At 40.3% G+C, this 12504-nt stretch carries 13 protein-coding genes; 4 read left to right on the top strand and 9 right to left on the bottom strand.

Annotated elements, in window-relative coordinates; genetic code table 11:
* Window positions 1–11: 11 nt before the first annotated feature.
* On the bottom strand, window positions 12–215 hold the full coding sequence (locus ALE3EI_RS01290; protein WP_186992249.1) for a membrane or secreted protein: 204 nt from the start codon (window positions 213–215) through the stop codon (window positions 12–14).
* Between the two features lie 90 nt (window positions 216–305).
* Here ALE3EI_RS01290 and ALE3EI_RS01285 point away from each other — a divergent pair, with 90 nt between their 5' ends.
* Window positions 306–920, top strand: a complete 615-nt coding sequence (locus ALE3EI_RS01285; protein WP_186990050.1) for a fasciclin domain-containing protein — start codon at window positions 306–308, stop codon at window positions 918–920.
* Here ALE3EI_RS01285 and murB read toward each other — a convergent pair.
* Both murB and ALE3EI_RS01275 read right to left on the bottom strand, forming a co-directional pair.
* Window positions 917–1930, bottom strand: coding sequence for a UDP-N-acetylmuramate dehydrogenase (gene murB / locus ALE3EI_RS01280; protein ID WP_186990048.1), 1014 nt, complete (start codon window positions 1928–1930; stop codon window positions 917–919). The two genes, ALE3EI_RS01285 and murB, sit on opposite strands and share 4 nt — an antisense overlap.
* Window positions 1930–3120, bottom strand: a complete 1191-nt coding sequence (locus ALE3EI_RS01275) for a pyridoxal phosphate-dependent aminotransferase (protein WP_186990047.1) — start codon at window positions 3118–3120, stop codon at window positions 1930–1932. The genes murB and ALE3EI_RS01275 overlap by 1 nt, the downstream gene beginning before the upstream one ends.
* Before the next feature lie 93 nt (window positions 3121–3213).
* Here ALE3EI_RS01275 and ALE3EI_RS01270 point away from each other — a divergent pair, with 93 nt between their 5' ends.
* On the top strand, window positions 3214–4569 hold the full coding sequence (locus tag ALE3EI_RS01270; RefSeq protein ID WP_186990045.1) for a retropepsin-like aspartic protease: 1356 nt from the start codon (window positions 3214–3216) through the stop codon (window positions 4567–4569).
* Window positions 4570–4618: 49 nt separating this feature from the next.
* On the opposite strand, the gene ALE3EI_RS01265 is transcribed toward ALE3EI_RS01270, so the two are convergent.
* The gene (locus ALE3EI_RS01265; RefSeq protein WP_186990043.1) at window positions 4619–5008 is read right to left on the bottom strand and encodes a DUF1573 domain-containing protein; all 390 of its coding nucleotides are present in this window, start codon (window positions 5006–5008) and stop codon (window positions 4619–4621) included.
* A 126-nt stretch (window positions 5009–5134) separates the two neighbouring features.
* Here ALE3EI_RS01265 and ALE3EI_RS01260 point away from each other — a divergent pair, with 126 nt between their 5' ends.
* Both ALE3EI_RS01260 and ALE3EI_RS01255 read left to right on the top strand, forming a co-directional pair.
* A complete protein-coding gene (locus tag ALE3EI_RS01260; RefSeq protein WP_186990041.1) occupies window positions 5135–7786 on the top strand; it encodes a valine--tRNA ligase in 2652 nt (883 codons plus the stop codon).
* A 99-nt stretch (window positions 7787–7885) separates the two neighbouring features.
* On the top strand, window positions 7886–8128 hold the full coding sequence (locus tag ALE3EI_RS01255) for a hypothetical protein (RefSeq protein WP_186990038.1): 243 nt from the start codon (window positions 7886–7888) through the stop codon (window positions 8126–8128).
* A gap of 1 nt (window position 8129) precedes the next feature.
* Here ALE3EI_RS01255 and ALE3EI_RS01250 read toward each other — a convergent pair whose 3' ends face one another.
* The 5 genes from ALE3EI_RS01250 to ftsH all read right to left on the bottom strand — a co-directional run bounded on the left by ALE3EI_RS01250 (window position 8130) and on the right by ftsH (window position 12504).
* On the bottom strand, window positions 8130–8396 hold the full coding sequence (locus tag ALE3EI_RS01250; protein ID WP_186990037.1) for an acyl-CoA-binding protein: 267 nt from the start codon (window positions 8394–8396) through the stop codon (window positions 8130–8132).
* On the bottom strand, window positions 8393–9043 hold the full coding sequence (locus ALE3EI_RS01245; protein ID WP_186990035.1) for a phosphatidylserine decarboxylase family protein: 651 nt from the start codon (window positions 9041–9043) through the stop codon (window positions 8393–8395). Before ALE3EI_RS01245 ends, ALE3EI_RS01250 begins: the two co-directional genes overlap by 4 nt.
* Window positions 9033–9836, bottom strand: a complete 804-nt coding sequence (locus ALE3EI_RS01240) for a phosphatidate cytidylyltransferase (protein WP_186990033.1) — start codon at window positions 9834–9836, stop codon at window positions 9033–9035. The genes ALE3EI_RS01245 and ALE3EI_RS01240 overlap by 11 nt, the downstream gene beginning before the upstream one ends.
* 3 nt (window positions 9837–9839) lie before the next feature.
* Window positions 9840–10442, bottom strand: a complete 603-nt coding sequence (locus ALE3EI_RS01235; RefSeq protein WP_186990031.1) for an LUD domain-containing protein — start codon at window positions 10440–10442, stop codon at window positions 9840–9842.
* A gap of 112 nt (window positions 10443–10554) precedes the next feature.
* Window positions 10555–12504, bottom strand: a complete 1950-nt coding sequence (gene ftsH / locus ALE3EI_RS01230) for an ATP-dependent zinc metalloprotease FtsH (protein WP_186990029.1) — start codon at window positions 12502–12504, stop codon at window positions 10555–10557.

Below are 12504 nucleotides of genomic sequence, written 5' to 3'. Positions count from 1 at the left end.
ACGAAGATTAATTATTGATGCACTTCTTCGGTGCAGTTCTCAAACTCTTCCGGGGATTTTCCGCAAAACCCGCAAGCTTCTCCGTCTTTGTTTAAAAATGGGTTCTGACTTGCACAGGTTCCGGCAAATTTTCCGTCTTTTTTACCCCATATTTTTATAGCGATTCCTGCTACTGCCAGCAGTAATAATACTACCGTTATCAATAAAATTCCCATAACATAGATTTGAGCGACAAAAATACAATCTTTCTTGCTCAATTGCTCGTAATTTGGTTATTTTTAGCATTCAAAATAAATATTACTTCAATGAAAAAATGGTACCCTTTCGTATTCTTCTTTACTTTGATTTTTATGCTTTCAGCTTGTAAAAATGAAAAGAACGAGAAATCGTATGTCGTAGATAATAGTGAAAAAAGAGAAACAGATTCGCTGCAAAATATCCGGGTACAGGAAGAAAAACAAGAACGGATCTCTCAGGCAAACAGTGTGATGGCAAAAGTCATGGCAACCAAGGAAACTTCCACGTTTTCAAGTCTTTTGGTTACCTCCGGTATGTCTGAGTCTTTGTTAAAAGAAAAAGGGCCATATACTATTCTTGCTCCTACCAACGAGGCTTTTGACAAGCTTGATGAGGAAAAAAGAATGAATTTCACTAAACCCGAATTTAAAAATGAAATGATCGCTCTCGTAAAGAATCATATCATAGAAGGAGACATAGATTCGGTGGCTATGGTTCAGAACATAAAGTCGGGCAGTTATTCGATCACCACATTGGGAGGAAAGACCCTTAAAGTTACCAAAAACGGTAGTGATATTATATTTACCACCGATACCGGGAAAAAGGCTGTTTTAGGGAAAAGTGATATTAAGGGCACGAACGGCGAATTGCACTTAGTCGACACCGTGTTAGCTTTCGATTAAATAATATTCACTTCGGGTTCAATATATATCCCGAATTTTTCTTTTACTTCCTTTTGAATTTTAAGTGCGAGCTTCCATATATCGGCTCCGGTAGCATTTCCGTAGTTCACAAGTACCAACGCCTGATTTTTATGCACACCCGCATCTCCGAAGCGTTTTCCTTTAAAACCGGCCTGTTCTATAAGCCAACCCGCCGGAATTTTAAATTCTGTTGGCGACACATCGTAAAAAGGAGCATCGGGAAAGTGAACTCGAAATTCTCTAAAAGCGTCATTGCTAATCACCGGATTCTTAAAAAAACTACCGCTATTTCCCAATTCTTTGGGGTCGGGGAGTTTGGATTGTCTAATGGCGATCACAGCCTCGGAAATGTCTTTAATAGACGGAGCTTCAATACCCCGTTCCTTTAAAATATCGTCGATAGCCCCGTAAGAGGTATGCTTCAAATGATTCCTTTTGGTAAGCTTAAAAGTGACACTTGTAATTATAAATTCGCCTTTCTTTTCCGTTTTAAAAACAGAGTCTCGGTATCCAAACTTACAATCAGATTTATTAAAGGTACATTCTGTTCCATCTTTGATCCTTACTGCAGTGCATCGCTCAAAAACATCCTTTAATTCCACGCCGTATGCACCAATATTCTGAATAGGTGCCGTACCAACATTCCCGGGTATTAACGAAAGGTTTTCAATACCACCATAATTACTTTCAACACAATAAAGCACAAACTCATGCCAGTTCTCGCCTCCCATAGCTGTGATATACACATGATCACGGTCTTCTGAAATCACTTCCACTCCCATAAGGGCAATATGGATTACCAACGAATCGATATTGTTCTTTAACAGCATATTGCTGCCACCTCCTAAAATGAATTTAGGTTCATTTCTGAATTTTCTCAGTACTTCCTGAAGCTCAGAAACGGTTTTAACCGAAACGAATTTCCGAGCGGCACTTTCAATTCCGAAGGTATTGTATTCCTTGAGCGATTTGTTCTCTTCAATATGCATCAACCTTTATATTGTTCAAGAGCCACCTTTAAGATATTAACGGCTTTAATAAGACTGTCTTCATTAAGGACATAGGCGATACGCACCTGATTTAATCCAACTCCGGGACTTGAATAAAAACCGGCTGCCGGAGCAACCATAATGGTTTCTCCGTTAAGATCGAATGATTCCAGCAACCACTGTGCAAAATCATCACTGTTTTTTACCGGCAGTTGGACAATACAGTAAAAAGCTCCTTTTGGTACGCCCACGATCACACCGGGGATCTTTTGCAATTCTCTTATTAGCGTGTTGCGTCGTTGTTCGTATTCACTTATAACGTTATCAAAATAACTCTGTGGAGTTCCCAACGCGGCTTCACTGGCAATTTGCGCAAAAGTAGGCGGACTTAATCGCGCCTGAGCAAACTTCAAGGCTGTAGCCATGACTTGTTTGTTTTTTGAAACAAGGCAGCCAATACGCGCCCCACACATACTGTATCTTTTAGAAACTGAATCGATGATAATACCGTGTTCGGCCATACTCTCTTCCTGCAGTATAGAATAGTGCTCATAACCATCGTAAGTAAACTCGCGATATACCTCATCGGCCACTAAGAACAAGTCGTGTTTCTTTACAATAGCGGCGAGGGTTTTAATTTCTTCCTTGGAATAAAGATATCCCGTGGGATTTCCCGGGTTACAGATAAGGATGGCTTTGGTTTTAGGCGTTATAAGTTTTTCAAATTCTGAAATCGGTGGCAAGGCAAAATTATCTTCTATCTTAGAAATTACAGGAACGATCTTCACGCCCGAAGCCGTTGCAAATCCGTTGTAATTCGCATAAAATGGTTCCGGGATAATGATTTCGTCATCAATATCGGCAATACTTCCCATCGCAAAGAGTAATGCTTCGCTTCCCCCGGTAGTAACTATTATATTGTCCGCCTCTACAGGAATCTCGTTGCGTTTATAATAGTTGGCGATCTTGGTTCGATACCCTTCCGATCCTTCCGATCGGGAATACGCAAGTATCTCCAGCGAGTGCATGGATACAGCATCCATAGCGATCTGAGGGGTTTTTATATCCGGTTGTCCAATATTTAAATGGTAGACTGTTTTGTTGGCTTTATAGGCTTTTTCGGCAAAAGGAACCAATTTTCTGATAGGAGATTCCGGCATCTGTTGCCCCTTTCTGGATACTGATGGCATACGATTTGATTTAAGCAACAAAGTTGCGAAATATATTTTATAATTCAGAAGGGATTAACGCACTTTGAGCAATTTTTTATATCTTCATTAACCTTGAAATTCCAACATCACATACGGATCCTTATATCAGCTCTGGGGTTCATTTTTTGTTTTTCTGAACAAGGATTTGCCCAACAGTCGTTTAAATTACCTCCTTCAGTAAAAAAAGATAAGATCCCATTCGAGCTGGTCAATAATCTTGTGATCATTCCGGTAGATATTAACGGATCGCGATTGTCTTTTCTTTTAGATACAGGTGTAAATTCTACGTTGTTATTTGCTCTAGGGGAGCAGGATTCTATTCAGCTTAATAATGCGAAACCCGTAAAAATTAAAGGATTAGGTCAAGGCGGTGCTATAGATGCATTAGTGAGTGAAAATAATATTGTAAAAATTGGACGGGCTGTAGATAGCGACCATAAGATCTTTGTGGTACTTGACAAAAAATTAAATTTTTCCACCCGAATGGGAGTCCCCATACATGGGATCATAGGTTTTGACCTGTTTAAGGACTTCGTGATACAGACCGATTATTCGTCCAAAAGAGTCACCTTATATCCGCATCAAAGTTACAAGAGGAAGCGTTGTAGAAAATGTGCCGAATTCAACCTAAGATTTAGTGGAAATAAACCTTATATCGACATTGAAGTTTCTCAATTAACAGCTATGAAAGAAGTCACGTTACTCATAGACAGCGGTTCCAGTGATGCACTTTGGATATTTGAAGAGCAAGAATTTATTTCTGAAAGCCCCAAAAATTATTTCTCCGATTTTCTAGGATTAGGACTAAGCGGAAATATCTTCGGAAAACGATCGAAACTCGATATGGTAAAATTGAGAAACTATGAACTTAGAAATACCACAGCTGCATTTCCCGATGCTACTTCACTAGAAAATATAACATTCTTTGAAGGAAGGGACGGTAGTTTAGGCGGAGAAATACTCAGAAGATTTACCGTTGTAATGGATTATAATTCCAAATTAATGACCTTGAAAAGAAATGGTTATTTTAACGATCCGTTCCATTACGATATGAGCGGACTTACCATAGAGCACGACGGAATGATACCGGTAAAGGATGTCGCTCCCGTGGAACGCCATATTTTAGGCCGTAATAAGGAATCCGGAACTTTTTCAAAAGTCACAGAAGTGCTTGTAAATCCGGGATTTCAGTTTTTTTTAGCTCCGAAATTCGTGGTCGCCGAACTTAGAGAAGACTCTCCCGCCGCTTTGGCCGGTATCAAGAAAGGGGATGAGGTATTAAGCGTAAATGGAAAACCGGCCTACCGATACAAACTTTATGAACTTATTGACTTGTTTTCTTCTAAACCCGGACGCAAGATCACTATGACAGTAGATCGAAACGGATATACCGCAAAATTCAAATTCATATTAAAAGAACTGATATAAAAAAGTCGGCACAGGGCCGACTTTATATTTTAAGAAGTGGTTAAAACACTTAATTTACAACACTTTGTCCGTCGGGAAGTACCTCACCTTTTATCTTTAAGGCTTTGATAGGTTGATCGGCGTTAGAGTATACGGTAACCGTTTTTCTAATTGGTCCCACACGGTTGGTATCGTACTTTACTTCAATTTTACCAACGGCACCGGGAGCAATAGGGCCTTCAGGTTTCTTAGGAACAGTACAGCCACAGCTTGATTTTACATCCGAAATGATCAATGGGCCATCACCAACATTTGTAAATTCAAATACACGTACGCCATCACTTCCTTTAGCAATGGTTCCATAATCAATGGTTTCGGCCTTAAAGGAAATTTTAGCCTGTTGTGCCTGAGCCGTAAAACCTACTACGGTAATTAATGCTAAGAGTACTAATTTTTTCATGATTTCTAATTTTAATAAAAGCTAAAATAGGTATCTTTTAGTCAAACAGCAAAATAAGTTATTCACTTTTATAATCTTACAGATATACCTACTTTTGCACATTAGTTTCAAAAATTGGACCAAAGTATGGCTTTAGATACAAAGTATAGTGCTGAGAGTGTGGAAGATAAGTGGTATAACTACTGGATGGAAAACAGATATTTTTATTCCAAAGTTGACGATAGAGAGCCTTATACCATCGTCATTCCTCCGCCAAATGTTACCGGAGTACTCCATATGGGGCATATGCTTAATAATACTATTCAGGATGTCATCATAAGAAGAGCCCGCCTAAGAGGATTTAATGCCTGTTGGGTTCCCGGTACAGACCACGCGTCTATTGCGACTGAAGCCAAAGTAGTAAACAAACTTAAAAGCGACGGAATTGATAAGAACGATATCTCCAGGGATGAATTTATTGGTCATGCGTGGGAATGGACTCATAAGCATGGAGGGATCATCCTGGAACAGCTTAAAAAATTAGGAGCTTCCTGTGATTGGGATCGTACTAAATTTACCATGGACGAAGATATGAGCGCTTCGGTAATAGCGGTTTTTGTCGATCTGTTCAACAAAGGACATATCTATCGTGGATATAGAATGGTTAATTGGGATCCTGAAGCAAAGACCACCCTGTCTGATGAAGAAGTCAATTATGAAGAAAAACAAAGCAACCTCTATTACGTAAATTATAAAATAGAAGGAAGTGCCGACCATCTCACCATCGCCACCACTCGCCCCGAAACTATTCTTGGAGACACCGCGATCTGTATTAACCCCAATGACGAGCGTTTCACTCATTTGAAAGGTAAAAAGGCAATTGTTCCTATATGTAATCGTGTAATTCCGATTATTGAAGATGAATACGTTTCTGTGGAATTTGGAACCGGTTGCTTAAAAGTTACTCCGGCTCATGATGAGAATGATAAGATGCTGGGTGATAAGCACGGACTTGAGGTTATTGATATTCTCAATGATGATGCCAGTTTAAATAGCTTCGGAATGCATTACGAGGGAATGGACCGTTTTGAAGCGAGAACGGCAATGGTAAAGGAACTGAAAGAACTGGGACTCATTTCAAAAGTTGAACAATACACCAACAAAATTGGAACCAGTGAGCGAACCGGCGCAGTAATAGAACCGCGATTAAGCGATCAATGGTTCTTGAAAATGAAGGAACTGGCAAAACCCGCTCTGGATGCGGTAATTGAAAAAGATGTGCATCTCGTTCCCGACAAATTTGTGAATACATACCGCCATTGGATGGAAAATGTAAGAGACTGGAATATCTCTCGTCAGTTGTGGTGGGGGCATCAAATTCCGGCCTATTATTACGGTGATGGCAAAGACGATTTTGTGGTTGCCGAAACGATCGAAAAAGCGGTAGAGCTTGCTCGTGAGAAGTCGGGAAATAACAATCTTGCCTTATCAGATCTTACTCAGGACGGTGATGTACTCGATACCTGGTTTTCGTCCTGGTTATGGCCCATTAGTGTGTTTAACGGGATTCTGGAACCCGATAATGAAGAGATAAATTATTATTATCCTACAAACGATCTGGTAACAGCTCCCGAAATTCTTTTTTTCTGGGTCGCACGTATGATCATTGCCGGATATGAATACCGGGATGAAAAACCATTCTCAAGTGTCTATCTTACCGGGATCGTTCGCGACAAACAGCGTCGCAAGATGAGCAAATCGCTGGGAAATTCTCCCGATCCCATAGAATTGATCAAAAAATATGGTGCAGATGGCGTTCGGGTAGGAATGCTGTTGAGTTCTCCGGCAGGTAACGACCTTATGTTCGATGAAGACCTCTGTAAACAGGGTAGTGGTTTTGTAAATAAAATATGGAATGCCTACCGTTTAATCGATGGTTGGGAGGTTTCCGGTGGCACAGAGGAAAACGATAATTATCCTTATGAAACCGCAGACATAGCTCTGCAATGGTATCGCAATAAGTTTCAGAAGGTTTTAAAGGAGATCGATGACCACTATAGTAAATACAGAATAAGCGATGCCCTTATGGCCACCTATAAGCTGATATGGGACGACTTTTGTTCTTGGTTGCTGGAAATGGTAAAGCCTGCCTATGGTGAACCGATTCCTGCCAGAATAAAGACCGAAATTATTACGGTGTTAGAGGATAATTTAAAGATCCTCCATCCATTTGTTCCATTTATTTCTGAAGAGATCTGGCAGCATATAACCAACCGAACTCCACAGGAGGCATTGATCATCGCAACATGGCCCGAATCCAAAGCTTATAATTCGGCACTTATTGACGCTTTCGATATTGCTTCGGAAGTAATTTCGGGAATTCGCACCATCCGAAAGGAAAAGAACATCGCATTCAAAGAAACCATAGCGCTGTTGGTGATCAATCATGATACTATTGGTACTGAGTTCGATCCTGTAATTACCAAGTTGGGGAACCTTTCAGAATTGAAATATGTAACAGAAAAACCCGAAGGTGCATTAACCTTTAGGGTAAAGTCCAACGAATATTTTGTTCCGGTAGCCGGAGCTATCAACATCGATGAAGAGATCGCAAAACTTTCCGAAGAACTGAAATATACCGAAGGTTTTCTGAAAAGCGTACAGGGTAAACTGAAGAATGAACGTTTTGTAAGCGGTGCCCCAGAAAAGGTTGTGGCCATCGAAAAACAAAAGGAAGCCGATGCCCTTGCGAAGATAGAAACGCTAAAAGCCAGTCTTGCCGGACTTCAAAAGGCTTAAAAACAGACTTTTGCGTTAAATCCTCTTAATTTTATTTAAAAAACCGTTAATTATTCTTTAGTAAGGCCCATCTCTCTGTATTTTCATAAAAAACACCTTATGGAACAAGCTAAATATGACCAAATGCAGGGGATGCTCAATAAGCTGGAAGATATAAAGAACAGTCAGGAGAGTATCATCGACAAGATCAATCATGTAATTACCGATCTCTTTCAGCATCCTGATAAGGAGCTTGAAAAAGGTATGGAAACGGCACATCAGCGCGCTTCCGAAAATGTTGAGATCATTAGAGAAGTTATTGATGCCTATGAGATCAAATTCAATAAGGCACAACAAGAATAGATCACTTGCGGTACAGAAAGTAGTGATTCACCGCCTCTATATACAATTCTTTAGCCTCGTCACTCGTTAGGTTTCGGGTTTGAAACAATGCGTTGGTTTTAAATGCCGAAATTAAAGGATTGCTACTACTGGGTTGATCCTGGTCGTTGGTGGCGCGTTTGTAATATCCATATAGGCGAAGCAGTATATCGGCAGGAAAGGGCTCTGTGTGCTCGTTGATACTCTTTACAGCAGCTCTAAAGGCAATATCTAGTTCTTCCGAGGTCATAGGCTGGCAATAACGGAAACTCCTCCCTTGACTTTCTGATTTAGTGTCACGTTAATTGTTGCATTCAGTGGTAGAAAAACATCTACTCTGGACCCAAATTTAATAAAGCCGCTTTCAGCTGCCTGTGCCACTTCCTGTCCTTCCTCGGCATAATTTACGATACGCTTTGCCAGGGCTCCGGCAATTTGTCTATGGAGTATATCTCCAAAAGTCTTTGTTTTTACCACAACGGTGGTGCGTTCGTTTTCTTCGGAAGACTTTGGGTGCCAGGCCACAAGATATTTTCCCGGATGATACTTGCTGTAAACTACCTTTCCTCCGGCAGGATATCTTGTAACATGCACGTTTATAGGTGACATAAACACTGAAACCTGCAACCTCTTTTCGTTGAAATATTCTTTTTCGAAAACTTCTTCAATCACTACTACTTTCCCGTCTACAGGAGAGAGGATCTGGTCTTCATTGATCACATAGTTTCTTTTCGGGTTTCTGAAAAACTGAAGGATCATTACCAGAAAGATCATAAGTGAAATGATGATCCCGCCTTTTATCCAACGGTCTTCTACAAGATAATCTGTAAGTATGCTCAACCCTACACACAGGGCGAATGCCACGAAAATTATTTTAAATCCTTCTTTATGAAACATGTTCTACAATCTCTAAAAATGCATATATAAACGGACTACTATAAATGATACTGTCCAGACGGTCATAGAGTCCGCCATGACCCGGCATGAGCACTCCGCTGTCTTTTACTCCTGCCTGACGTTTAAATTTTGATTGAATAAGATCTCCTGCAGTTCCAAAGAATGAAACGATCAAGGCCATACCTGTCCAGATCTGGAGATTAAACAAATCTGTTATATTAAAGATAATAAATCCGGCACAAAGTGACCCAAGGATTCCTCCCATAAAGCCCTCAACGGTCTTTTTTGGTGATATACGCTCCAGAAGTTTGGTTTTTCCGAAATTCTTCCCAATGAGATACGCAAAACTATCATTGGCCCAAACCAGTACAAAAACACCAATTATAAGCCAGGGTACAAATTCCTCTTCTCGTATAGGGATGAGTGTGAGAAAGACAAATCCGCTAATGATATAAAAAATAATGGTGACGTATTTTTTCTTCTCGAACATGGGGATCTTGTTAACGACCAGCAGATCCTTTAATAAGAACAAATTGACAAAGCCACAAAGGATAAGCAGTAAATAAACCGCATTATAATCGAATATTCGGTAGCTTAAAAAATACAGGAAGACTGTTAGGAGGATATAGGCTGCTATACTTTTTAGGTGAACTAGCCTTAAAAATTCATTGAGTGTCACAACCGCGAGAATATAGAAGAGGAGTAAAAACCATTCGTGCGCAGCGAACATTGAGAATACAACTATCGAGATGTACAAGGCACCTGATATTGAACGCACGATAAGTTCCTTCATAAATTATAGGTCTTCCAGTAGCAGCAAATATAGGTTTTTTGTGCTACTTCCATAAGTCATAAAGTCCTTTTCTTTATTGGTTTCGAAGTCCTGTATGGTAGTAATATTAGTGGGAATGTGGTTTCCACTTTGGTTCTTTATAATGCGAAGCCCTTCACTTATGGTATCCACCAACTGACTGGTAGTAGCAAAAATTACAAAATTAAAAGGGAGTTCGCTTAATTTTTTCTCTTTGATCTGATTGGAACACAACAAAATAGAACCGTTGTTTGCAACTAGGGATTCACAGGTAGACAAAAAGAAGGCAGCACTCTGTTTTTTAGAAAAGCTTAAATTGAAACCATCAAATCGCGACGCAAGCTGATCGTTGATACAGAATACATCTCTTTCATACCAATCGTTCTCCAAAAGGATGTTGTCGAATGCTTCCAGTACTTCCTCTACATTCTCACAATACAGAAACTTACCGCCGTTCTTGTTAAAATTGTAAGTAAACTTCTCGTCTATCGGAAGCTTTTCTTCGGGGTAATATTTTCCGCGGTCAGATTTTTTGGCTTTTTCATCTGACTTGTAGTTTGGGTTTAAAAGTCTTTTAAATAGACTCATATACTCATTTATTGAGGAGTTTAAAATAGGTTAATCTTCAAATATATAAAATCTATATTGAAGTATAGTTACTGAAAATCTAAAGTTTAGGTTTAATCTCCCAAAATTTAGATTAGGTTGTGGGGGCTGTTTCCTCTTCGTTTTTCTTAAAAGGACGATCTCCAAAAATTCTTTCAAGACTTTCCTTGAAGATCACTTCCTTATCGAGCAACTCATTGGCCAATAATGTAAGCTTATCCTTATTTTCCTCCAAAAGTGATATAGCTCTTTGGTATTGGAATTCAATAAGGTTCGAAATTTCCTTATCGATCATTTCTGCGGTTTTTTCACTATAGGGCTTGGTAAATCCATATTCGTTCTGTCCGGAAGAATCGTAATAGGTAAGGTTACCAATTTTTTCGTTCAAGCCATAGATGGTTACCATGGCTCGAGCTTGTTTGGTTACCTTTTCAAGATCGCTTAAAGCTCCGGTAGAGATCTTATTAAAGATCACTTTTTCTGCAGCTCTTCCTCCTAGTGCGGCACACATTTCGTCCAGCATCTGTTCCGGTCTCACAATGAGACGTTCCTCAGGAAGGTACCAGGCAGCTCCCAATGACTGTCCACGAGGCACTATGGTAACCTTAACCAACGGAGCGGCATGTTCTAACATCCAGCTTACCGTTGCATGACCGGCTTCATGAAAAGCAATGGCCTTTTTCTCGTCCGGCGTAATGATCTTGTTCTTCTTTTCCAATCCGCCAACGATACGATCTACTGCATCGAGGAAATCCTGTTTACCCACTGCCTTTTTCTCTTTACGGGCTGCAATTAAGGCCGCCTCATTACAAACGTTGGCTATATCTGCCCCCGAAAATCCGGGAGTTTGCTTCGCCAGAAAATCAAGATCGAGGCTGTTATCCTGTTTAATGGGTCTTAAATGTACCTCAAAAATTTCCTTACGCTCACGAACATCGGGAAGATCCACATAGATCTGTCTGTCGAAACGTCCGGCACGCATTAAGGCTTTGTCCAGTACGTCGGCACGGTTAGTGGCGGCAAGTACGATCACGTTCGTATTGGTGCCAAATCCGTCCATTTCGGTAAGCAACTGGTTGAGGGTGTTTTCACGCTCATCGTTAGAACCCGAGAAGTTATTTTTTCCTCTGGCGCGACCAATTGCGTCAATTTCATCAATAAAGATGATGGAGGGTGATTTTTCTTTCGCTTGTTTAAAGAGATCACGTACACGAGAAGCTCCTACACCAACAAACATTTCCACAAAATCTGATCCGGATAGTGAAAAGAACGGCACCTTGGCTTCGCCCGCTACTGCTTTGGCAAGCAACGTTTTTCCGGTTCCCGGTGATCCTACAAGAAGTGCTCCTTTTGGTATTTTACCCCCCAAAGAAGTATATTTTGTTGGGTTTTTAAGAAAGTCCACGATCTCCTGTACCTCTTCTTTTGCACCTTCAAGTCCGGCAACATCCTTAAATGAGGTTTTTACATCGGTTTTTTCATCAAAAAGCTTGGCTTTAGACTTACCGATGTTAAAGATCTGACCTCCGGCACCACCACCCGCTCCGGACGACATTCTTCGCATGATAAAGATCCAGATCCCGATAATGACTATAAAGGGGAGTAATGTAAGCAGCAATTCACCCCACATATTGCTGTCGGTATTCCAAACAATATTGGTTTTAAGGTTATTCTCCTCTTTTATCTGCCTTATACTATTCTCAAAATTCTGAAGATCTCCAAATTCAAACTCATACGTTGGGTCATTTGCACCTGGTGCAAAAAGTGATTTGCCCTTGTTTCGGGAATGAATCTCTTTGGTTTTTGCCTCGGGTGTGAGGAATACCTTGGCGACCTTTTTATTAACGATCTCCACTTTTTCCACATCACCCGCTCTAAGGTATTCCTGAAAATCGGTTTGTGTCGTTTTTGAAGGTTGAGTCCAACTGTTCCCACCAAAGATCTGAATTCCTAAAAAAATAAGGATGATAGCACCGTAGATCCAATAGGAGTTGAACTTAGGTTTCTTCGTTTCGGGTTTTTTATTTTTATTATCGTCGGCCAT

This window comes from Constantimarinum furrinae (genome assembly GCF_014295415.1).
Lineage (GTDB): Bacteria > Bacteroidota > Bacteroidia > Flavobacteriales > Flavobacteriaceae > Constantimarinum > Constantimarinum furrinae.
The sequence above is the reverse complement of the archived record's forward strand: the minus strand, read 5'-3'. Positions and strand labels throughout refer to the sequence as shown.

Bases quoted from the DNA above. Each gene is read 5' to 3' on its own strand.
- ALE3EI_RS01290 (WP_186992249.1), bottom strand. From the start codon at position 215: ATGGGAATTTTATTGATAACGGTAGTATTATTACTGCTGGCAGTAGCA.
- ALE3EI_RS01285 (WP_186990050.1), top strand. From the start codon at position 306: ATGAAAAAATGGTACCCTTTCGTATTCTTCTTTACTTTGATTTTTATG.
- murB (WP_186990048.1), bottom strand. From the start codon at position 1,930: ATGCATATTGAAGAGAACAAATCGCTCAAGGAATACAATACCTTCGGA.
- ALE3EI_RS01275 (WP_186990047.1), bottom strand. From the start codon at position 3,120: ATGCCATCAGTATCCAGAAAGGGGCAACAGATGCCGGAATCTCCTATC.
- ALE3EI_RS01265 (WP_186990043.1), bottom strand. From the start codon at position 5,008: ATGAAAAAATTAGTACTCTTAGCATTAATTACCGTAGTAGGTTTTACG.
- ALE3EI_RS01260 (WP_186990041.1), top strand. From the start codon at position 5,135: ATGGCTTTAGATACAAAGTATAGTGCTGAGAGTGTGGAAGATAAGTGG.
- ALE3EI_RS01255 (WP_186990038.1), top strand. From the start codon at position 7,886: ATGGAACAAGCTAAATATGACCAAATGCAGGGGATGCTCAATAAGCTG.
- ALE3EI_RS01250 (WP_186990037.1), bottom strand. From the start codon at position 8,396: ATGACCTCGGAAGAACTAGATATTGCCTTTAGAGCTGCTGTAAAGAGT.
- ALE3EI_RS01245 (WP_186990035.1), bottom strand. From the start codon at position 9,043: ATGTTTCATAAAGAAGGATTTAAAATAATTTTCGTGGCATTCGCCCTG.
- ALE3EI_RS01240 (WP_186990033.1), bottom strand. From the start codon at position 9,836: ATGAAGGAACTTATCGTGCGTTCAATATCAGGTGCCTTGTACATCTCG.
- ALE3EI_RS01235 (WP_186990031.1), bottom strand. From the start codon at position 10,442: ATGAGTCTATTTAAAAGACTTTTAAACCCAAACTACAAGTCAGATGAA.
- ftsH (WP_186990029.1), bottom strand. From the start codon at position 12,504: ATGGCCGACGATAATAAAAATAAAAAACCCGAAACGAAGAAACCTAAG.